Annotated in this window: 21 protein-coding genes, 2 tRNA genes and 2 pseudogenes; 10 read left to right on the plus strand and 15 right to left on the minus strand. The window is 54.5% G+C overall.

The features are described 5' to 3' along the window. The 3 genes and pseudogenes from AQS70_RS04680 to AQS70_RS04690 all read right to left on the minus strand — a co-directional run. Positions 1-195: pseudogene (locus AQS70_RS04680) on the minus strand (methylated-DNA--[protein]-cysteine S-methyltransferase); the annotation flags it as partial. Next, entirely contained in the window at positions 192-1,691 is a 1,500-nt protein-coding gene (locus tag AQS70_RS04685; RefSeq protein ID WP_055101750.1) for a DNA-3-methyladenine glycosylase 2, read from the minus strand. The pseudogene AQS70_RS04680 and the gene AQS70_RS04685, both read right to left, overlap by 4 nt. A 230-nt stretch (positions 1,692-1,921) precedes the next feature. Next, positions 1,922-2,329, minus strand: coding sequence for a pilin (locus tag AQS70_RS04690; protein WP_055101751.1), 408 nt, complete (start codon positions 2,327-2,329; stop codon positions 1,922-1,924). Between the two features lie 221 nt (positions 2,330-2,550). Between AQS70_RS04690 and AQS70_RS04695 the strand changes: the two genes are divergently transcribed. From AQS70_RS04695 to AQS70_RS04720, 6 genes are all read left to right on the plus strand, one after another. Next, positions 2,551-3,768, plus strand: coding sequence for a type II secretion system F family protein (locus AQS70_RS04695; RefSeq protein WP_055101752.1), 1,218 nt, complete (start codon positions 2,551-2,553; stop codon positions 3,766-3,768). Next, on the plus strand, positions 3,765-4,631 hold the full coding sequence (locus AQS70_RS04700; RefSeq protein WP_156355006.1) for a prepilin peptidase: 867 nt from the start codon (positions 3,765-3,767) through the stop codon (positions 4,629-4,631). Before AQS70_RS04695 ends, AQS70_RS04700 begins: the two co-directional genes overlap by 4 nt. 1 nt (position 4,632) lies before the next feature. Beyond that, positions 4,633-5,256, plus strand: a complete 624-nt coding sequence (coaE, locus tag AQS70_RS04705) for a dephospho-CoA kinase (protein ID WP_055101753.1) — start codon at positions 4,633-4,635, stop codon at positions 5,254-5,256. Continuing rightward, on the plus strand, positions 5,253-5,456 hold the full coding sequence (yacG, locus tag AQS70_RS04710) for a DNA gyrase inhibitor YacG (protein ID WP_055101754.1): 204 nt from the start codon (positions 5,253-5,255) through the stop codon (positions 5,454-5,456). The genes coaE and yacG overlap by 4 nt, the downstream gene beginning before the upstream one ends. 272 nt (positions 5,457-5,728) lie before the next feature. Next, entirely contained in the window at positions 5,729-6,358 is a 630-nt protein-coding gene (locus AQS70_RS04715; RefSeq protein WP_055101755.1) for a DUF1780 domain-containing protein, read from the plus strand. Between the two features lie 284 nt (positions 6,359-6,642). Then, a complete protein-coding gene (locus tag AQS70_RS04720) occupies positions 6,643-7,944 on the plus strand; it encodes an NAD(P)/FAD-dependent oxidoreductase (protein ID WP_055101756.1) in 1,302 nt (433 codons plus the stop codon). Positions 7,945-8,008: 64 nt separating this feature from the next. Here the strand turns inward: AQS70_RS04720 and gad are convergent, their stop codons facing one another. Beyond that, positions 8,009-9,406: a glutamate decarboxylase gene (gene gad, locus AQS70_RS04725; protein WP_055101757.1), complete on the minus strand. Its 1,398-nt coding sequence runs from the start codon at positions 9,404-9,406 to the stop codon at positions 8,009-8,011. A 320-nt stretch (positions 9,407-9,726) separates the two neighbouring features. On the opposite strand from gad, the pseudogene AQS70_RS23095 reads away from it, so the two are divergent. Continuing rightward, positions 9,727-10,052, plus strand: a pseudogene (locus AQS70_RS23095) (glutaminase). Positions 10,053-10,269: 217 nt separating this feature from the next. Here the strand turns inward: AQS70_RS23095 and AQS70_RS04730 are convergent. From AQS70_RS04730 to rluD, 5 genes are all read right to left on the minus strand, one after another. Beyond that, positions 10,270-10,346 (minus strand) — tRNA-Pro (locus tag AQS70_RS04730). A 9-nt stretch (positions 10,347-10,355) separates the two neighbouring features. Then, a tRNA-Asn gene (locus AQS70_RS04735) sits at positions 10,356-10,431 on the minus strand. Between the two features lie 306 nt (positions 10,432-10,737). Then, positions 10,738-13,305, minus strand: coding sequence for an ATP-dependent chaperone ClpB (clpB, locus tag AQS70_RS04740; protein ID WP_055101758.1), 2,568 nt, complete (start codon positions 13,303-13,305; stop codon positions 10,738-10,740). A gap of 124 nt (positions 13,306-13,429) precedes the next feature. After that, complete coding sequence (gene pgeF / locus AQS70_RS04745) at positions 13,430-14,161, minus strand: peptidoglycan editing factor PgeF (protein ID WP_055101759.1); 732 nt, start codon at positions 14,159-14,161, stop codon at positions 13,430-13,432. After that, positions 14,158-15,120, minus strand: coding sequence for a 23S rRNA pseudouridine(1911/1915/1917) synthase RluD (gene rluD, locus AQS70_RS04750; RefSeq protein ID WP_055101804.1), 963 nt, complete (start codon positions 15,118-15,120; stop codon positions 14,158-14,160). The genes pgeF and rluD overlap by 4 nt, the downstream gene beginning before the upstream one ends. 148 nt (positions 15,121-15,268) lie before the next feature. Between rluD and AQS70_RS04755 the strand changes: the two genes are divergently transcribed. Then, positions 15,269-16,282: an outer membrane protein assembly factor BamD gene (locus tag AQS70_RS04755; protein WP_055101760.1), complete on the plus strand. Its 1,014-nt coding sequence runs from the start codon at positions 15,269-15,271 to the stop codon at positions 16,280-16,282. A gap of 117 nt (positions 16,283-16,399) precedes the next feature. Beyond that, positions 16,400-16,630 (plus strand): PP0621 family protein, encoded by a 231-nt coding sequence (locus AQS70_RS04760; protein ID WP_055101761.1) that lies wholly within the window; start codon positions 16,400-16,402, stop codon positions 16,628-16,630. A gap of 82 nt (positions 16,631-16,712) precedes the next feature. Here the strand turns inward: AQS70_RS04760 and thiO are convergent, their stop codons facing one another. Genes thiO through pilV form a run of 5 tightly spaced genes read right to left on the minus strand, consistent with a single transcriptional unit; the run spans position 16,713 to position 19,953 of the window. Then, complete coding sequence (thiO, locus tag AQS70_RS04765; protein ID WP_055101762.1) at positions 16,713-17,816, minus strand: glycine oxidase ThiO; 1,104 nt, start codon at positions 17,814-17,816, stop codon at positions 16,713-16,715. 33 nt (positions 17,817-17,849) lie between these two features. Then, positions 17,850-18,251: a type IV pilin protein gene (locus AQS70_RS04770; protein ID WP_055101763.1), complete on the minus strand. Its 402-nt coding sequence runs from the start codon at positions 18,249-18,251 to the stop codon at positions 17,850-17,852. 10 nt (positions 18,252-18,261) lie between these two features. Beyond that, positions 18,262-18,804, minus strand: coding sequence for a pilus assembly PilX family protein (locus AQS70_RS04775; protein WP_055101764.1), 543 nt, complete (start codon positions 18,802-18,804; stop codon positions 18,262-18,264). A 7-nt stretch (positions 18,805-18,811) separates the two neighbouring features. Then, positions 18,812-19,507: a PilW family protein gene (locus AQS70_RS04780; protein ID WP_082428032.1), complete on the minus strand. Its 696-nt coding sequence runs from the start codon at positions 19,505-19,507 to the stop codon at positions 18,812-18,814. Then, entirely contained in the window at positions 19,504-19,953 is a 450-nt protein-coding gene (pilV, locus tag AQS70_RS04785) for a type IV pilus modification protein PilV (protein ID WP_187331776.1), read from the minus strand. The genes AQS70_RS04780 and pilV overlap by 4 nt, the downstream gene beginning before the upstream one ends. Before the next feature lie 238 nt (positions 19,954-20,191). Here pilV and AQS70_RS04790 point away from each other — a divergent pair, with 238 nt between their 5' ends. After that, positions 20,192-20,725 carry a GspH/FimT family pseudopilin gene (locus tag AQS70_RS04790; protein WP_055101766.1) on the plus strand — a complete coding sequence of 178 codons (534 nt, stop codon included), beginning with the start codon at positions 20,192-20,194 and terminating at the stop codon, positions 20,723-20,725. Here AQS70_RS04790 and ispH read toward each other — a convergent pair. Continuing rightward, positions 20,722-21,669, minus strand: coding sequence for a 4-hydroxy-3-methylbut-2-enyl diphosphate reductase (ispH, locus tag AQS70_RS04795; RefSeq protein WP_055101767.1), 948 nt, complete (start codon positions 21,667-21,669; stop codon positions 20,722-20,724). The genes AQS70_RS04790 and ispH overlap by 4 nt on opposite strands. Positions 21,670-21,686: the final 17 nt, after the last annotated feature.

Consider the following 21,686-nt stretch of genomic DNA (forward strand, 5'->3'; position numbering starts at 1 on the left):
ACCCTCACCCGCGAAGTACTCGTCGAGCTGACGACGCACTTTGGCCAGTTTATGCGGCGCATGCTCCCAGTGCGCTTGCGGTGTGTGCGCTCGCCGCTCCAATTCAAAGCGGATTTCACGAAGCCCCTCATCATCGGCAACCAAAAACAGCGGGCCAATCGGTGATGGCATTTGCTCGTAATAGATCTGTGTCATGTCGATGGCTCCTTGCGTGCGGCAGCCGAATCGTTGGCGGCACGCCATAAATAGATCACTGAGTAGGCACGCCACGGGCGCCAGCTTTCAGCCAGCGCTTGCAACGCCTTTGTGCTGACCGGGGTTCCAAGAGGGTTGGCTTCACGGCGCAATATCAAGTCTGACGCTGGGAACGCATCAGGGTGTTTAAGCACGCGCATGGCAATGTAGTGCGCGGTCCAGTCACCAATCCCCGGCAATTGCACCCAACGGCTGATAAAGCTTTGTAACGGTTGCTCCAGAGCAAAGTCGACGCGCCCCTCGATCAAGGCCCGAGCAATGCCTTGGATGGTGTTGATTCGGGCTTGGGTAATGCCCATTTGCCCCAAGTCTGCCTGTACCAATTGCTCGGGGCCGGGGAACAGCCGGTTCAAGCCAGCGTCTGCAACCGGATCAATCGTAATGCCGTAACGCTGCACAATACGGCTGGCGAGCGTGCGCGCCGCCGCCACGCTGACTTGCTGGCCCAACACGGCTCGCACTGCCACTTCAAAACCGTCCCAGCCGCCCGGTAAGCGCAAGCCTGGATAGCGTTCGATAACCGGCGCCAGCAGCGGGCTGTTAGAGAGTGTCTGGGCGATGGCGAGCGGGTCGGCGTCCAGATCAAACATGCGGCGAATCCGCGTGACCACACTGAGCATTTGGCTCGGTGGCACGTTCTGCAGTTCAAGTTGCAGCGCATCCTGCTCCCCTGGCCACGCGCTGATCCGTAACCAACAGGGCGCGAGTGGATCGCCAAACACCCGCTGATAACTCTCAGCATCCACCTGTTCGATCCCCGGTAAGGCCCGGGTCTGTAAAAACCCCAATAACGCTTGGAAGTCGTAGGGAGGGCGATAGCCCAAACGCAGCACCAACGCTTTGTCGACGCGGGTTTTCGGGCTGCGCCGCAAAGCGCGCGGTTCGGCGTGGTTGGCTTCGGCAAACGCGGCATTGAAACGGCGCAGACTACGAAACCCGGAAGCCATTGCCACTTCGGTAATCGACAGGCCTGTCTCAGTCAGTAACTGCTTGGCGAAGAGTAAACGTTGAGTGGCATGCACCGCCCTAGGCGGCGCACCTAAGTACTGGACGAATAAGCGACGTAATTGCCGAGCGCCAACGTGCAGTCGCTCGGCCAGCTTCTCTAAGGAGTGGTCGGCTAAATAGCCTTCATTAATGAGCTTGAGCGCCCGTGACACCAAATGCTCGCCGTGCAGCCAGAACTGATTCCCCGGCGCCAACTCGGGCCGACAACGCCGGCATGGGCGAAAGCCTTGGGCTTGAGCAGCCGCCGCGCTGGGGTAATACACCACGTTTTCGGCTTTGGGCGGCCGCGCCGGACACACCGGGCGGCAGTAAATTCGAGTGCTAAGAACAGCCGTAAAAAATACCCCGTCAAATCGTGCATCCCGGCTTAAACGAGCGATTTCGCAGGCTGTGGTACTGGGTGTGGTAAGGCCGTCATGTGTGCTCATGAGCCGCAGAATAGCACCGCGTTTTTAGCGCTTCTCGCCATTTTCGGACATTAATGTTTGAGCCGAAGCCTCTTTTATAAACGACCTACTCTAAACGCGTAGGTCTGCACGGACCACAGAAGAGGCGGTGCGGCAGGGTCTGCCAGGTAGATCAAAAGATCGCGAGCTAGCTCGTCCCTACAGGTTTTGTGTCTGCCACAAAACCTGTGCTCGACGAGGATAGCCCCGGACTACTTGCACGCTCCTTTCTCTAGACACGTGCCACTTTGGCTCCATACCAGCGTGCTGCCTGAGCTACTTAACGAGGGAGTCATGACGCTGGTCCAGTTACCTGCCGCCTCAGTGCTGGTCATGGTAATCACCCCATCAATCACGGTCATGCCCGCCGCCAAGTTGCCCGTTGGGTCTGCTGGCCCAGGAATGCCTTGAGTGCCTGCGTCGCAGACGCTCAAGTTATTGCTCTCGCTGTAGCACAGGGCCACAGCGGTTTTATACGTGTTGCTGATGGCGTTGAGTTCGGCAAAGCGAGCTTTCATGGTGTGCTCGTGATACGCCGGTAACGCGAATGAGGCGATCAGGCCAATGATCGCAACCACGATCATCATTTCGATCAGGGTGAAGCCGTTTTGTTGTTTCACAAGAAGTCTCCAAACGTGGGACGTGGCCCAGCGGCCAAACGTCAAAACCGTGCTTAGCCAGCTAAAAAGTGCGCACAGGCTATCAAGGTTAGCGGGCGGATGCTCCACAACTGCTTGGCTGACACCTTTGGACACTCACCAATGGGTAGCTCATCGCTCAGCACATCTAGCCTTGGAGGCTAACTGCACAACAGGGCTCGTCGCTCTTCAAGGATGGATACATGGCAACACGGCCAGTCAAAACTGAGGTTTATCGCTGGGAAGGGACAGACCTCATAGGGACTAAGGTAAAGGGCGAACTCACCGCTGAAAGCTTGGCTATGACCCGTATTCAGCTACGCCGCCAAGGTATTACCGCAGGTAAAATCCAACGCCAAAACGCTCGCACACCGCGCTTGGGCAAACCTATTACAGCGCACGAAATCGCATTGTTTACTCGCCAATTGGCCACTCTGATCAAAGCTGCAATCCCACTGTTACAGGCCCTTGAGGTCATCGCCAATGGCTTTGAGCACCCAGCGATGCGCCACATGGTCACAGAGCTGAAGCAGGACATCAGCGCGGGGACCAGCCTAGCTGCGGCGCTGCGTAAAAAGCCGCTCCAGTTTGACGCATTGTTTTGCAACCTCGTTGATGCAGGGGAACAAGCCGGTGCTTTGGATGTTTTGCTGGAGCGGGTGGCGACCTACAAAGAAAAAACCGAAGCCTTAAAAAAGAAAATCAAGAAGGCCATGATTTACCCCATCGCTGTTGTGCTGGTGGCATTGGTGGTCAGCGGTATATTGCTGGTTGAAGTCGTGCCGCAGTTTCAGGGCATTTTTAGCTCTTTTGATGCCCAGCTTCCTGCTTTCACGTTGACCGTTATTGCCCTATCTGAGTGGTTAGTCCAATTCGGGTTGTGGCTATTCGGCAGTTTTGGCATCGGACTTTTCGCTTTGGGGTATCGCTATAAACGCTCCCAAGCGTTGCGCCATCAGGTTGATCGTTGGTTATTGAAACTGCCGGTCATCGGTAATCTGCTGCATCTGTCAGCCATCGCCCGTTTTGCACGCACCCTTGCCACCACCTTTGCAGCCGGGGTACCGCTGCTTGAGGCGTTGCATGCCGTGGCCGGTGCCACCGGTAATCAGGTATACAAAGACGCGGTGCTCCAGCTTCAGAAGCAAGTCGCAACGGGTAGTCAGATTCATGTGGCAATGAGCACGATAAGCGTGTTTCCGAATATGGCGATTCAGATGACAGCAATTGGCGAAGAATCCGGCACATTGGATGACATGCTTAATCACGTCGCAACCTATTATGAAACCGAGGTCGACAGCCTAGTCGATAACCTGACAACGTTGATGGAGCCGCTAATCATGGCGGTTCTGGGGGTCATGGTGGGCGGGCTGGTGATTGCCATGTATTTACCGATTTTCAAACTGGGCCAAGTCATTTGATCACCAACAATTTTTTAAACCTGTCTTCAACGAGCTTTATTGTCTGTGCCTTGCTGCTTGGCCTGCTGGTGGGCAGTTTTATCAATGTGCTGGCGTGGCGCCTACCCAAGATGCTCGAGCAGGATTGGCAGGCACAGGCTCGCGAAGTGCTTGGGTTGCCCGCCCAAATCAAAGGACCTGCCTATAACTTAATGTTGCCCCGCTCCCATTGCCCGCACTGCCAGCATCCGTTGCGCGCGCGGGAAAACATCCCGCTACTGAGCTATTTGCTGCTACGCGGTAAGTGTTCGCAGTGCAAAACGGCTATCAGTCTGCGCTACCCCGCAACAGAGCTCACGTGCGGTGTGTTATCGGCGTTTGTGGCTTGGCACTTCGGCTCTAGCCCACAAACGGGCTGGATGCTGCTGCTAACTTGGGGGTTGCTGGGTATTTGCCTTATTGACCTCAAGCATCAGATCGTGCCCGATGTACTGGTGTTGCCGCTGCTTTGGCTGGGCTTGTTACTCAACACGGCTAATACCTTTACCAGCTTGACTCAAGCTGTGTGGGGCGCCGCTCTGGGATATCTTTGCCTGTGGTGCATTTTCTGGCTGTTCAAACTGTTCACTGGCAAGGACGGCATGGGCTATGGTGACTTCAAACTGCTCGCGCTGTTTGGAGCATGGGGTGGCATGGCCGTTTTGCCGCTGACTATCGTGCTGTCATCGCTGCTGGGCGCCATTGTCGGGCTTAGCCTTTTAGCGTTGCGCAGGGCCCACAGCTCTACGGCCATCCCCTTTGCACCATATCTGGCAATTGCTGGGTGGATTGCATTGCTCTGGGGTGGTCAAATAACCGACTTCTATTGGCAGCTTTCGGTTTGAAATGAATACCCTCTCTTCCAAGCCTTGGATTCTCGGTTTAACCGGCGGCATTGGCAGTGGTAAAAGTGCCGCCGCCGAACACTTCGCGTCATTAGGAGTGCATGTCGTAGATGCTGATCACGCAGCGCGCTGGGTGGTTGAGCCTGGGCGCCCGGCGCTGATCGAAATTGCTGAACACTTTGGCGACGCAGTGCTGATGGCCGACGGGCAGCTCAATCGCAGCGCTCTGCGAAACATCATCTTTAGCGACCCGCAGCAACGCCAGTGGCTGGAGGCCTTGCTGCATCCGCTGGTGCGTGAAGAGATCGCTCAAAATCTGGCTCAGGCTCAATCACCCTACGCCATTTTGGTTTCGCCACTGTTGATTGAATCGGGGCAATACACGACTACACAACGCGTATTGGTAATCGACGCACCGCAAACGCTACAAATTCAACGCACGTTGTTACGCGATAAAACCAGTGAGGAGCAAGTGCAGGCTATTCTCAACGCCCAAGCCAGCCGCGAGGAACGCTTGCGCCATGCTGATGACGTGTTAGTGAACGACACCGACTTGAAAGTGCTCAAAACCGAAGTTGAGCGTTTACATCACTTTTATTTAACTTTGCGTGGAGGCCAACCATGACCAAACCTATGACCGTAGACTGCCCAACCTGTGGCGGCGCAGTGGCATGGAACACCAACAGCGCTTTCCGACCTTTCTGTTCGGACCGTTGCAAGCTGATCGACCTTGGCGCTTGGGCCAGCGAAGAACACAAAATCCCGGTTAGCCCGGACGCGGAAGATGATTTGTTTTCAGAGGACTTGCCACAACGCCTGCATTGATAACGCAGGCTAGATCATGTGGGGCGCATTCGAGTTACAGCCGCTGCTTTTGCTTTTGATAAGGGATTCCCTGTCGTCCAGACGCCGCGCTGTCGTAACACCATCGCGTACGCTGTTTGGGGGCTTCTCTGCTTTTGTAGGAGCTGGCGCAGCCTGCGATCTTTTGCTTTTGAAGGTCAAAAGATCACAGTCTATGGCTGCTCCTACACGGGTGCGATCCCCTTTTAACTCCACACTTTCAGTCATCGCTGTTTCAAGGCTAAGCTGCGTGCATGGACGACTCTGATTATTTGCGCCTGCTTACGATTCAGGCCGAACAAGCCAATGCCTTTTTATCCAATGCCCGCAAATGGGAGCGTGAGCGTTGGGTCTGTCAGCGCCTGCTTCAAGGGTTGAACATTCCTTATCACACTGAAGACTTTACTCAAGCCAGCCAAGAACCCCCTGACGTGTTGTTTGGTGAAGCTCGTTTTGAAGTTTTTTTTGTACTTGATGAAGGTCGGCGACTAAACGATGAGTGGCGTGAAGAACTCCAGCGTCGCCGTAGTGCCTATTCATTAAGCCAACTGGTGCGCCGTGAAGCGCGGCCCAAGCGGATCCCGGCCAGTAAATTGCTACAACGTCTTGGCCCCACGCTGCATAAAAAAGCCAAGAACTATCAAGAGCGTGATATTGATTTAGGGCAGTTGGACATCGTCGCTTTCTCCAGTCTCAAACGCGAAGTATTGGACTTAAATAGCCACTTTCCACCGCCGACTGAATACTTGCGTCAAGGTTGGCGCTCGCTGTCCTTGGTGGGCCCAACCTTCGCCCGCGTGTTGTTTGCACAACCGGATGCGCCCGATTTTTTGCGCAATAATTTGGGCCGCAGCATTATTTTTGATGTAGGTATCAGCTTGTGAAGCTGAGGGGGTTAATTGAAAACACCCTCGTTCGTCTACACGACAAACCGAGCGTCGAGCCGTTGAGCATCTATCGCTATGCTGGCTTTGATCCTGAAGGCGCAAATGCTGTAGCTTTTACACGTCTTGAAACGTCTATCTGACGGGGCAATCTTTATGCTTGGCCTCCAGGACCCAGATGATCAGTAGCTTATCGACTTCTCAGTTATCCGATGCTTTGAGCTGCTTTGCGCTCGCTCGGGTGACTCGCGCACCGATTTTTTTAAGCCTTGTGAGTGATACCTATGACCCATCGTATTGTTATCGTCGGCGGCGGCGCTGGCGGTCTAGAGTTGGCGACCCGCTTGGGTAAGACCTTGGGCAAGCGCGGCAAAGCCAGCGTGACGCTGGTGGATGCGAACTTGACCCATATCTGGAAACCGCTGCTGCATGAAGTTGCAGCGGGTTCTCTGAACTCTTCAGAAGACGAACTCAACTATGTGGCCCAAGCCAAATGGAATCACTTCGAGTTCCAGTTGGGGCGCATGAGCGGGTTGGACCGCGAGCTGAAAAAGATATCATTGTCGGCGACCCTCGACGAAAACGGTCAAGAGTTAGTGCCTGCGCGTGAGCTGAGTTACGACACACTGGTCATTGCCGTGGGCAGTACCACCAATGATTTCGGCACCAAGGGTGCAGCTGAGAACTGCTTGTTTTTGGACACCCGCAAACAGGCTGAGCGTTTTCACCAGCAATTGCTAAACCATTATCTGCGCGCTCATGCTGGGCAAACCGACGCGATCGAAACCATCAGCGTGGCCATCGTCGGAGCGGGTGCGACCGGGGTCGAGCTGGCCGCCGAGCTGCATAACGCCGCACACGAACTGGCCGCTTATGGTTTAGATCGCATCAAGCCTGAAAACATGCACATCACGTTGATCGAAGCCGGCCCACGAGTGTTGCCTGCATTGCCTGAGCGTATTGGCGGCCCTGTCCATAAAACCCTAGAAAAACTTGGGGTCAAAGTGCTAACCAACTCCGCCGTCAGTGAAGTCACTGCGCACAGTTTGGTGACGGCTGATGGCCAAGAGATCCCTGCCAGCTTAAAAGTATGGGCCGCTGGCATTCGTGCGCCGGGGTTCCTCAAGGACTTGGCAGGCCTGGAAACTAACCGGATCAACCAGTTGGTCGTGCGTCCGACTCTGCAAACCACCCGCGACGACAATATTTTTGCTTTTGGCGATTGCGCGGCCTGCCCGCAACCGGGCACCGACAAACTGGTGCCGCCACGCGCACAAGCGGCTCACCAGCAAGCGTCGCTACTGGCTAAGTCGTTGAAACAGCGTCTGGAAGGTCAATCGCAATTACCGGATTACCGCTATCGCGATTACGGCTCACTGATCTCACTGTCGAGTTTTTCGGCGGTGGGTAACTTGATGGGTAGCCTGATGGGCACGGTGATGCTGGAAGGCTGGTTGGCACGGATGTTCTATATATCGCTGTATCGCATGCACCAAATGGCGCTGTATGGGACGTTCCGCACCTTGATGCTGATGCTAGGCAGCAGAATCGGACGCGGCACCGAGCCGCGCCTGAAACTGCATTAAACCTCTCTCATCTGTGGAAGCGAGCTTGCCTCACGATCAAGCTCGCTCCCGCAGGCGTTAGGCTTCAACGCCCAGCGTGATTCCCCGCCTCTGCTTCACGGCCTTTAAAGCCGTGCGGCTCGTGGTCTTCAAAAAACTTAACATTACGGGCGAAGTCTTCGAGCAGCAATTTGGCCATGTCGATCGACAAGCCCTGCCTGACCAGAATCCGCTGCACTACGATGTCTTCGACATTCGCGGGCAAGCTGTACGCGGGCACCAGCCAGCCACGTATGCGCAAGCGATCAGCCAAGTCATAGAGGGTGTAGTTGGTCTGCGCACCCGGTTTCAAACGCCACGTCAGCGCCGGAATCCCTAGCTTTGGATCGCCGCTGAAGAGCATTTCAAAAGGCCCGATCTTCACCAGTTCTCGCGCCAAAAACTGTGCCGTTGCGTAACACTCCGAGTGAATACGCTCGTACCCTTCACGTCCCAGACGTAAGAAATTGTAGTACTGAGCAATAATCTGCCCAGCAGGTCGCGAAAAGTTAAGGGCGAAGGTCGGCATATCACCGCCCAAGTAGTTCACGTGGAAAATCAGCCCTTCTGGCAGGTCTTTAATGTCCCGCCAAACTACCCAGCCTGCGCCCAATGGCGCTAAACCGAATTTGTGACCCGAGGTGCTAATGGATTTGACCCGAGCAACGCGGAAGTCCCATAGCACTTCAGGCGCACAGAATGGGGCCAAAAATGCACCACTGGCGCCGTCGACGTGAATGTCAACGCTCAAACCGGTACGTTTTTCCAACTCGTCGAGCGCGTCTGATAACGGTTTTACCGTTTCATATAAACCCGTAAAGGTTTGGCCAAAGGTTGGCACCACCACGATGGTATTTTCATCGACCCGGCCATCAAGGTCTTCCGGCGTCATGAACCAATGCCCTTCCGACATCGGCACTTCACGAATTTCGACGTCCCAATAGCGGGCGAATTTATGCCAGCACACCTGAACCGGCCCACACACCATGTTCGGCGTTGAGGTCGATTTACCAGCCGCTTTACGCGCAGCACGCCAACGCCAAAGTGCTGCCAAGCCGCCCAGCATGCAAGCCTCGCTGGAACCTACGGTGGACGTACCCAAGGTATTAGCCGCGTCAGGTGCATGCCACAGATCGGCCAGCATATGAATGCAGCGGCTCTCGAGCTCCGCAGATTGCGGGTACTCGTCTTTGTCGATCATGTTCTTGTCGATCGACAGATCCATCAACTTGTGGACTTCGTCCTCTTCCCACGTTTGACAGAATGTAGCGAGGTTTTGACGGGAATTACCGTCCAGATACAGCTCGTCATGGACCAGCTGATAAACCTCGCTTGCAGCCTGCTCTGACTCTGGGAAGCGTTTGATTGCAGCGGCGTGATCCAGAGTGGATGAACCGAAAATAGGATCCGTCGCGCAGTGACGCTTGACTCGGTGCAGTGCCATGAAAACTCTCCTTGAGTAATAACCAACACAACTGAGCCTGTGCATCTCACTGACTCAGTCACGGCTAAGGCAGCATAGCTAAGCATTTGAGGTTTGCTGCTCGATTAACGATCAATGTGATTTTTTCGAACTATAGTCATCGCTCGTGTGATGCCCTCACGTAGCGAGCGTAATGAAGCGAAAAGTCACGGCTGTCGACGACACCGGCGAACCTTTCAATTCAGTTGTCGCTCTGGAACTGCACAAAGGCCGAGAATGAATAAGCATGCCGGGAGAAGATTCAGACAACTTATAACGCCTTTGCCGGTCGAGAATTGAGCGTGAACGAAGAGGCGAACACTTCCGAGGCCGAAAGCAATCAGCACAATCGCGGTATAGCTTGGCTGCTACTAAGTTACGGCTACATGTACGCCGATCCGATGGAAGTTTGCTCCGTTTATCCCGCCAATGCTCGGTGTCGATCACGTGTCATGACTTGGTCACGATGGGCGTGACATTGGCTAACGGCGGAGTGAACCCGATCACCGGAAAACGCGCTGTAGAGGTCAAAAGTGAAATCCGATCAATATTCAGCTGCCTTACAAGACCTGCAGGACGCAGACGCCAAGTTAACGAAGGCTTGATGCTGCCAACCTGTAGTCGCTAACGCAGGCTGCGATAAGGTCCAAAGCGCCTTCGCTTTCGATCTACACAGGACCGCAATGAGGTCCATCGCAGCCTTCGGCAGCGACTACAACTTTCGGCGCGAATAAGTTTTTCTTCAGGCATAAAAAAAGCGTCCATAAGGACGCTTTTTTTAATGGCTTCTGATGCGATTGGCATCAGTACCTTATTTTTCACACCCATTACTGCTGGGCAGAAAATGGTCGGGGTAAGGGGATTCGAACTCCTGACATCCTGCTCCCAAAGCAGGCGCGCTACCGGACTGCGCTATACCCCGGCTTGAAAATGGCTCCACGACCTGGACTCGAACCAGGGACCCAATGATTAACAGTCATTTGCTCTACCAACTGAGCTATCGCGGAACTACATATTTCAATTTACAACATTACTGCTTTACATCTTTGAAACTCTCTTTGACTTCATCGCATCGCTGCGTTGGCGTCTCTGAGGCGGGCCATTCTACAACCTTTCAAACCCTTGTCAACCCTTTTTTTTCCTTAGAAGACAATGATTTAGCTCTTCTAAGTGGCTTCTTGGTTTGGGCCAAGTTGCCGTTGCGGGTGACTTACTGCGGGGCGCATCTTACAAGCGTTTTCCTTACAGATCAACACCCTAAGTAAAAAAAGCCTCGCTAAGCGAGGCCTTTTTTAAAACACGGCCTTAGGGCCTTACGCGAAGACGATTTCGTCATCTTCCACGTTGGCAACAACCGTTGTGCCTGGCAGGAACTGACCGGAAAGAATCAGTTGTGCCAGAGGGTTTTCGATCCAGCGTTGGATCGCACGTTTGAGTGGCCGTGCGCCGTAAACTGGGTCGTAACCTACCGCAATCAACTTATCCAGTGCTTCCTGGCTCAGTTCGAGCCTCAGGTCACGCTCAGCCAAACGGCTACGCAAACGACTCAACTGAATCTGCGCAATGCCTGCGATCTGATCACGCGCCAAAGGCTCGAAGATCACCACTTCGTCGATCCGGTTCACAAACTCCGGGCGGAAGTGCGTGCTGACGGCATCCATGACCGCAGCCCGCTGTGCTTCGCGATCACCTACCAGCTCCTGGATTTGTGCTGAGCCCAAGTTGGACGTCATCACAATCACCGTGTTACGGAAGTCCACTGTACGGCCGTGGCTGTCAGTCAAGCGACCGTCTTCAAGCACTTGCAACAACACGTTGAACACATCTGGATGAGCTTTCTCGACTTCGTCCAGCAACACCACCGAGTAAGGCTTGCGTCGCACAGCTTCTGTCAGATAACCGCCTTCTTCATAGCCTACATAACCTGGTGGAGCACCAATCAGACGAGCCACGGAGTGTTTCTCCATGAACTCAGACATGTCGATCCGCACCATGGCCTCTTCTGTATCAAAGAGGAACTCAGCCAGCGCCTTGCACAACTCGGTTTTACCCACACCGGTTGGGCCCAAGAACATGAACGAGCCGCTTGGACGATTCGGGTCACTCAAACCTGCACGTGAGCGACGCACCGCGTTCGCCACGGCAACCACGGCTTCGTGCTGACCAATAACGCGTTGATGCAGCAGGTTTTCCATGTTCATCAGTTTTTCGCGCTCGCCTTCGAGCATCTTCGACACGGGGATACCGGTCCACTTCGAAACAACTTCAGCGATTTCCTCTTCGGTCACTTTGCTGCGCAACAACTGATTCTCAGTTTTGTTGCTGTGCTCGTCGACCATTTGCAGGCTGCGTTCCAAGTCAGGGATCACCCCGTACTGCAACTCGGCCATGCGATTGAGGTTGCCGCTACGACGCGCGACCTCCAGCTCTTGGCGTGCCTGCTCAATCTTCTGCTGGATCTGGGCAGAGCCCTGTACTTCAGCTTTTTCAGACGTCCAGATTTCCTCAAGATCAGAATACTCACGCTCATGGCGCTCGATTTCTTCCTGAAGTTTCTCAAGACGTTTTTTTGCTGCCTCATCTTCTTCTTTCTTCAGCGCTTGTGCTTCAACCTTGAGTTGAATCAAGCGGCGCTCAAGACGATCCAGCACTTCGGGCTTAGAGTCGATCTCCATGCGGATGCGGCTGGCCGCTTCGTCAATCAGGTCAATCGCCTTGTCAGGCAGTTGACGATCGGTTATGTAGCGATGGCTGAGCTTGGCTGCGGCAATGATCGCACCGTCGGTAATCGCGACTTTGTGGTGAACTTCATAGCGCTCTTTTAGCCCTCGCAGAATCGCGATGGTGTCTTCTTCGCTCGGTTCATCGACCAATACCTTCTGGAAGCGGCGCTCAAGCGCTGCATCCTTCTCTATATATTGGCGGTACTCGTTGAGCGTGGTCGCACCGACGCAATGCAACTCGCCACGGGCCAGCGCTGGCTTGAGCATGTTGCCCGCATCCATAGCGCCCTCGCCCTTACCGGCGCCTACCATCACATGCAGTTCGTCGATAAACAGGATGATTTGCCCTTCCTGCTTCGACAGCTCATTGAGCAATGCTTTCAGACGCTCCTCAAACTCACCTCGGAACTTGGCACCCGCAATCAGTGCGCCAATATCCAGCGACAGCAAGCGCTTGCCTCTTAGGCCGTCTGGCACTTCGCCGTTGATGATCCGCTGTGCCAAGCCTTCAGCAATCGCGGTTTTACCCACACCAGGCTCACCAATCAACACAGGGTTGTTTTTTGTCCGGCGCTGCAAGACCTGAATGGTGCGACGGATTTCGTCATCACGCCCAATGACCGGGTCGAGCTTACCTTCTTCAGCACGCTTGGTCAGGTCGATGGTGTATTTGTCCAACGCCTGACGCGACTCTTCGGCATTCGGGTCATTGACCGCTTCGCCGCCGCGCAAGTTATTGATCGCATTTTCCAGCGCTTTTTTACTAACGCCTTGGCCCAGCAGCAACTTGCCCAGCTTGCTGTGATCGTCTAACGCGGCCAGCAATACCAGTTCGCTGGTGATGTACTGGTCGCCTTTTTGCTGCGCTAAGCGATCTGCCTGATTCAGCAAGCGCGCCAAGTCCTGCGACATGTTCACGTCGCCGGTTGGATTCTGAATTTTTGGCAGTTGGTCCAGCTCTTTAGTCAGCTCTTTACGCAAGCTGTTTACATCAAACCCGACTTGCATCAGCAATGGCTTGATCGAACCGCCCTGCTGCTCCAACAATGCTTGCATCAAGTGCACGGGCTCGATAGCCGGATGATCAAGGCCAACAGCCAGTGATTGGGCATCGGACAACGCCAATTGCAACTTGCTAGTTAATCTATCTATACGCATTCGTCACCTTCCTTATGAGCAGGCCGGAGGGATGGAAACTCCTGAATGAAGAAACCTGCCAGATACCTTAGTAGATGCGGGCAGTTTCGAGAGTTTCAAGCCACTGAGAAATGACGTAGATCAGCTAGACGGTCTTTTCGATCCAGACCAAAGAGGCAAAGCGGCCAGTTCGAGGGCTGCGCCTATAAGAGAAGAAACGCGGGTCGGTCACGGTGCAAAAACCACCGCCATATACCGCTGTAATGCCACTACGGGCTAAACGTAGGCGCGCTAGCTCGTAAATATCTGCCATATAGCGGCCTTCATTAATACTGGGGACAAAGGCGGCTGCGGCGTCAGGCAAGTCTTGAACAAAGACCTCGCGCACCTCGCCTCCGACTTCAAAAACCTTCGGGCCGATGGCCGGCCCCAGCCAAACCAATATGTCGTGTGGCTCTACATGCAGGCTTTTTGCTGCGGCCTCAAGCACCCCGGCGGCCAAACCGCGCCAACCGGCATGGGCAGCTGCTACCCGAGTACCCGCACGATCGCAGAACAACGCAGGTAAGCAGTCGGCCGTCATCACCGTGCAGGCGATACCAGGCGTGGCCGTCCAGCTGGCATCGGCTTCAGCGATTTGATCAGGGTTGGCGGGGGCAACGACAACCCCGTGAACTTGGCTAAGCCAAGCGGGTTGTACCTCAAAAAACTTGGTAAGGCACTGACGATTTTGGGCAACGCTGACGGGGTCGTCGCCCACGTGATCGCCCAGGTTGAGGCTGTCGAACGGCTCCAGACTGACGCCGCCCGCACGGGTAGTCACACAGGCTCTGATGCCTGCCGGCGCAGGCCAGTCAGGGATCAGAGATGTGTTCATCCGATGAATGCCTCACGGTCTTGCTTAAGCAGCGTCAACAACCAAACGAAGTCGTCTGGCAGTGGCGACTCCCAACTCATGCGCACACCGCTCGTCGGATGATCCAACTCAAGGAAGCGCGCATGCAGGGCCTGACGCGGGAAGTTTTTAAGGGATTCGACCATGTTCACATTCGCTGCCGGCGGAATACGGAAGCGACCGCCATAAGCAGGATCTCCGACCAGCGGGAAGTTAATGTGCGCCATATGGACACGAATCTGGTGCGTACGACCGGTTTCCAGCTTCACCCGTACATGAGTGTGGGAACGGAAACGCTCAAGCACGCGGTAGTGACTCACCGCCTGTTTGCCGCCTTCCATAACCGCCATGCGCTGGCGCTGCTGGCCGTGACGGCCGATAGGCGCGTTGATCTTGCCCCCGGCGGTGACGACACCAATCACGATGCATTCGTAGATACGGCTGACACTGCGGCTCTGCAACTGTGCAACCAATTGCGTCTGGGCCTGGATAGTCTTGGCGACCACCATTAAACCCGTGGTGTCTTTGTCGAGGCGATGCACGATCCCCGCACGCGGCACATTAACAATGTCCGGTATGTGGTGCAGCAAGGCATTAAGCAACGTGCCGTCGGCATGCCCGGCAGCCGGGTGAACGACCAAGCCTGCGGGCTTGTTGATCACAAGAATGTCATCGTCTTCGTAAACGATATCTAGGGGGATGTCTTGAGCGACCCACTCACCCTGGGCTTCCTGCTCTGCAGTCAGCTCCAGGATGGCACCACCGTGAACAATGTCACGGGGCCGTATGACGGCTCCGTCCACTGTCAGGCGGCCGTCTTTGATCCAGGCGGAAAGGCGCGAGCGCGAGTGCTCAGCGAATAATTGTGCTGCGACTTGATCGAGGCGTTGGCCACCCAGTTCGGACGGCACCTCTTCGCGAAGTTGAATTTTCTCGGACATGCTCATCAGGACCGCGCCAAGCCTTTGGTTTCGGCTGCGCGCTTGTGGTTAAATACGGCGTCTTTTGCCCCGAGGCTTTTCACGGGGCGCTCATCATAACAGGACGGACCCGCCCAAGACAGCGGCCGTCATAGGGACGCAAGCCGCCATGCAAGTGAAACACCTGCTGCTGATCGCCATCCTCGCACTGACCGCCGCTTGTTCGTCGACTAAGGAAGTCGTTGACGAAAACTTGAGTGAAGTCGAGCTGTACCAGCAGGCGCAGGCCGACCTGGACAACCACAGCTATACCAGTGCCACCACTAAACTGAAGGCCCTAGAGTCGCGCTATCCGTTCGGTCGCTATGCCGACCAAGCCCAGCTCGAACTGATCTATGCCTACTATAAAAACTCTGAACCCGAAGCGGCCAAGTCTGCCGCCGAGCGTTTTATTCGTCTGCACCCACAGCATCCAAACGTCGACTATGCCTATTACCTCAAAGGCTTGACCTCGTTTGACCAGGACGTTGGCTTGCTGGCGCGCTTCTTGCCGCTAGACATGACCAAGCGTGACCCGGGCGCTGCGCGTGACTCTTACAACGAATTCGCTCAGCTCACCAGTCGCTTCCCTAATAGCCGTTATTCACCTGACGCCAAGCAACGCATGATTTACCTGCGTAACTTGCTGGCAGCGTACGAAATCCACGTAGCCGATTACTACCTAACCCGCCAGGCTTATGTAGCGTCTGCCAACCGTGGTCGATATGTAGTTGAAAACTTCCAAGAAACCCCTTCAGTCGGCGACGGCCTTGCGGTGATGGTTGAGTCTTACCAGCGCATGCACCTCGATCAGTTGGCCGCCACCAGCCTTGAAGTGCTTAAAGACAACTACCCTAACCACCCAAGCTTGGTAGACGGTCAGTTTGTGCCGCAGGTCTCCGAATCTGACAACCGCTCTTGGTTGAGCAAGGCGACCTTAGGTCTGATCGAGTCTTCCACGCCGCTGCCACCGGGTGAAACCCGTGCCAACCTCGATATCCAGAAGCAATATCAAGATGCTAAGGATGCGATTCCGGCGGAGCTGAAAGCTAAAGACGCTGATGGCAACATCATCGAAGAGCCTGAAGACAGCAGTAACAGTCGCTCATGGTTCAGCTACATGACCTTTGGTCTATTCGACTGATACTTCGGCCACACAAAAAAAGCTCCTCGGAGCTTTTTTTGTGTCTGTCATTTGGTGCTGTGCGCTTACTCAGTCCACGGCTAAACTGGCGAACCTTTTCTCAAATAGCGGATAACCATGCTTCGTTTACTGATCTGGGCTGGACTGATTGCTGCTGGCGTGTGGTTTTGGCGAAAATTCAAAACCAGCTTGAAGACGACAAAAAAACCAGTCGACCCGGGCGCTCAGCCGATGGTGCGTTGCGCCCATTGCGGCGTGCATTTGCCGCGTGATCGCGCCCTTAGCAAACAGCAAGAATGGTTTTGCTCACAAGAACATTTGCTACAAGGCCCAAAAGCGCAACGCTAAGAGCAAAAGATCGCAGCCTCTGGCTAGTCACGTCTCTGCAGAAGCTGACAAGGCACAAAGGCTGCGCTCTTTACAGCGACACTTACGAAATCCGCCCGGCTGGTGCATAAGGTGCTGGGTCAATAATGGGCTCTCGCCCCAACAACAAGTCTGCAAATAACTGACAGGACGCTGGGGCCAGCACCAGGCCATTGCGGTAATGACCGCAGTTGAGCCACAAACCACCTACACCACTAACCCGGCCAATATAAGGAATACCTTCGGGTGAACCTGGCCGTAAGCCCGCCCAATGCGCAACTGGCTCGGCGGCGGCCAGCGCAGGAACAAGCTCAATGGCTGATGCTTTGAGACTTTCAAGCGCTACGTCTGTTGGCGTTTTGTCGAAGCCCTCATGCTCCAGCGTACTGCCGATCAAGATGTGCCCATCTCGGCGAGGAATTGCATAACGCCCTTTTGCCAGAACCATGCTAGACAACAAGTCTGATGCGCATTTGTATAAAATCATCTGCCCTTTTACAGGCTCTACGGGTAGCTCCAAGCCCAGAAGGTTCAGTAACTCACCACTCCAAGCACCCGCCGATAGCACCACTTCATCACCGTGAACTTCGCCCTGCCCGGTATTGACTCCGACAACGTTATTACCCTCGTGAATAAACCCTTTTACCTCGCAGTGCTCATGGATCGTCACGTTGGTTATGGATTGCAGCGCCGCTTTTAGCGACTTCACTAGGCGCGGATTACGCACATTAGCCACATCAGCCATATAAATCGCACGCGAGTAGCCGCTGCCCAAGGCTGGAACAGCGTGTTCAACCGCAGACATTTCAACCGACATCAGTGGTCGACCTTCACGTTGAGCCCACGCCAAAGCTTGCTCTTCGTCTTCAAGGTCCAGCCAATACAGGCCCGTGGTGTGCACTTCGGGATCAATTCCTGTGGCAGTGAATAGACGTTCCCCCAGTTGTGGATAAAAGTCTTGGGACCAATGCGCCAACGCGGTAACGGCCGAGTTGTAGCGCCATGGGTACAGCGGCGAAACAATTCCCCCTCCCGCCCACGATGACTCCTGCCCTACCTCACCGCGATCCAGCAAGACCACGTGCTCTACTTCGGCGGCTAAGTTGAACGCCGTCAAAAGCCCAATAACACCACCGCCTACAATCACCACTCGTTGCTGCTTAGCCATCTATCAACTCAGCTCAAAAATGAATATTAATCGTTAGCGCCCCCAACACTGCTGCTGTGTCAGGTCCGGGGCGGCATCTGTGTTGGCTGCCAAGCCCATGTGGTCCAACGTGTAGTTACCACAAGCGTCATTCGCCATGGGCGTGCCTTCTCGCCGCGTCGCCGTTAACAAGTAGGTGTTATCGGCAAGGTCAGAGGTAATGCGGTAGTGCTGATTACCTGGGCTGACATTATCCGCCCCACTGTATAAACCTTTTTTTGTATAAAAACGCTCAAGACTTTGGGATTGCTCCGATAACAACGCCACTATTTGAGTACGGTGGCCGCGCGTCACTGAGTCGCTGTAAAGCGGATATACATAGGCACCCAGAATTCCAATGATCGCCACCACGATCATAAGCTCAATGATGGTGAACCCTGCTCCATGTCGATTCATTCGATTGTCCTTACTGTATTTGCCGCCACATGATTCTTCGAAATTGCTGATGCGATGGCTCGTCTAGCACAAGACTTGGCGGTTGGTATCGGGCATACACGCTCTCCAATACCGTACGCGATGGTCCTCGCATGCCGATGGCGGTCACTCTGTAGAAATAGGCCGAGGCAATGCCTGGCAAATGAGCGGGTGTCAGGCCCACACCCAAACTTTGAACACCATACAAACCGTCAGGAGCTTGAAGCCAGAGAACACCTGACGTCGGATCGACGCCGGGTAACATTTGGGTTCGAGCGGATAACGGCGGTTCACATCGAGCGAGCGTGTTGCACGCTATCAGCTCAGGCCACTGGACCTGAACCAGCGTCTCACCTAGCCGCAGCCCTGTTTCGCCCGCCTGTAGCGATTGATTGGCAAACCACACACTGCCTGCCATTTTTTCTTGCTGTACTGCGCTCTGCAGGGAGGAAAGACCTATCAAGCTGAGCAACAACAAAAACGCTAGACACACCACAAGTACCATGCCGGACTGCTTGCTCGATAAATAGTCCATAAGCTGCCTATCCCGTTCGATTACGCAGAGCCACGACGAGGTGATAAGACTGATCTTTCACACGCGCTTTTGGATCTCGTAATGTCAGGGCGACTTTTAAGCTACGGATACTGGCCAAGTCGCGCGGGCTCTCTTCATACCGCCAAACCGAGTGGCCCCAGGCCGAGCTGGCGACGCCAAAGCTGACTTCAAACGCCACCACATTGTCCAAAAGCACGGCCTTATTAGGACCAACCTTGAGCTGTCCGTTTTCAAACCAATAAACGATGTGGCGAAGCGCAAAAGCGGTTTCGCCGGGCGCCACTGGCCCAGGGTGACCCGAATAAGCCTGTGCATAACTTTTACAGTCAGATACCACCGTCCAATCCGGCCTGCTCCCTTGCAACCCAACATCGCCACTTACAAATCGCCAGGATCTCGAACCTGCACTGCCTTGCCAGACGATAGGTGCTTTGAATGCAGCGGGCGCATTAATGATGCTGTCAGTCGACTGGCAGCCGAACATGCCGATCATTCGCACCTCCTGCGCAATTTTGCTAAGTACAAAACGGGCGTCCTCTTGCGCAACTGCAGCGGCATATTGCGCCAGGTAAGTCTCACGGGCGCTTAGAAAAATCTGCGCTGCACCCAATGCCAACATCACACCCAATGCTAAGGCGACCATTAGTTCTATCAGGCCAAAACCTCTATGCGTGAGCTTCACGACGCTCTTACTGCCGGGCTGACTTCGACCTGACTGGTCAGGGTAAACGTTTGCAAAGCCCCCTTCTGCTGACTGGCCCGAGTGTCATCCCACTCCAGAGTGATGGCTACCTGACCACCACTGATAGCAATACGTCCACTGGCATACTCTCCGCCAAACTGGCGAATATTATTTTTAAAGTCGTTCAGATCTTGGCCCAGCACACTGTTCAACCCGACTCCTGCAGGCGATACGCGGTAATCAGCCGCAGGATTTGCCCGAATTCGATCTAGCATGTCGTAGGCAATAAAACTGGCCTGCGTGGTCATCAATGCGCTGTCAGTGTGTTTCAAGGCACTCAACTGAACGGCCGCAGCGCCCAACAGCCCACTCGCTAAAATGACCGTCGCCACCAGCACCTCAATCAAACTCCATCCGCTTTGCAGGCGTTTATCAGATCGGATCATATGCGCTATCCCTGCATTCACTCGCCAACACGTCCTGTGTCGCAATATCAAAAGCCTAGCTGTGCAAGGGCATCTCATTTGTGGGATCTGACTGGCTAAACACCAAGACTCATCTCCCACTTAAGTAAGAAAAATGTCGGTGACTGGAGCTTAAACATGCTGACATCGTTGCTTGAACGACCCCGATATTTGATGAGCTATACCTTTTGAAGCGCAAGGATTGCGCGCAGACATATCCATGGAGGACAGCGTGTATCAACACGGCATGAGCTTGATCCAACTGTTGTTTACGTTGGCGATTGTCGCGATTGCAGCTCAGTTTGCAGCCCCGGCCTACGGCGTTTTGGTTGAACAGCAACGCCTTCAGGTCATGGCAGAACAACTGGCCAGCAGTTTACGCAACGCTCGTACCGAGGCGCTGGTTCGGCATCAATATGTGGTTGTGCACGCCCTAGACGAGGATTGGGGTAAGGGCTGGAGGATCATTCTGGACGTGAGCGGTCAGGGTCATCTCGATCAGAGCAACCCGGTATTAGCTCAAAGACAAGGCAATACTCAGATACCGATTGCCGGTAATACGCCGGTCAAGCATTACGTACGGTTCACTCCGTTGGGTGAGCCTTTGTTGAGTGGCGGAGCATTTCAGGCGGGGACATTGCATATTTGCCAAGCCAAAACCGCCCTGAGCCACCATCAGGTGGTACTCGCCAAGAGCGGTCGAATTAGCCTGCGCAGCGATCAGGCGGCGCAGGCATTGTGTGGTGTGGCTTAAATCAACGAGCGAACGCGCAACTCTTTAGGCATCGAGAACGTTATGTTCTCCTCACGCCCTGCCAGTTCATCTGCGCCTGTTGCACCCCAAGCGTGCAACTGCTGAATAACGCCGCGCACCAACACCTCTGGCGCCGAAGCGCCCGCTGTAATACCAATTCGCTGCACGCCATAAAACCAACTTTTTTGCAGGTCTTCGGCGCCATCAATGAGGTAAGCAGGGGTTGACATGCGCTCGGCCAACTCGCGCAAACGATTAGAGTTGGAGCTGTTCGGGCTTCCCACGACTAACACCACGTCGCATTCATCAGCCAATTGCTTGACCGCATCCTGACGGTTTTGTGTGGCATAGCAGATGTCATCTTTACGCGGGCCACCAATCGCCGGGAAACGCGAACGAAGTGCGTCGATTACGCGACTAGTATCGTCCATCGACAAGGTGGTCTGGGTCACAAATGCTAGTTTTTCCGGGTTGTTGACGTGCAGGTTGGCGACATCTTTTTCATCTTCAACCAGGTAAATCGCGCCGCCGTTGCTTGAGTCGTACTGCCCCATGGTGCCTTCGACTTCAGGGTGACCAGCATGACCAATCAGGATGCACTCACGACCGTCACGGCTATAGCGCGCCACTTCGATATGCACCTTGGTCACCAGCGGGCAAGTTGCATCGAACACTTTAAGGCCACGACCTGCGGCTTCGGCACGCACGGCTTGGGAAACACCATGCGCACTAAAAATTACGATGACGTCATCCGGCACTTGGTCCAGCTCTTCAACAAAGATTGCGCCACGGGAGCGCAGATCTTCGACAACGAATTTGTTATGCACCACTTCATGGCGCACATAGATAGGCGGACCGAAGACTTCCAGAGCGCGATTGACGATCTCAATCGCTCGGTCCACCCCAGCGCAGAAGCCACGGGGGTTGGCGAGTTTGATTTGCATGCTTGGCCTCGTGGGTC

It is taken from the genome of Pseudomonas endophytica (assembly GCF_001411475.1).
GTDB classification, from domain to species: Bacteria; Pseudomonadota; Gammaproteobacteria; order Pseudomonadales; family Pseudomonadaceae; genus Aquipseudomonas; species Aquipseudomonas endophytica.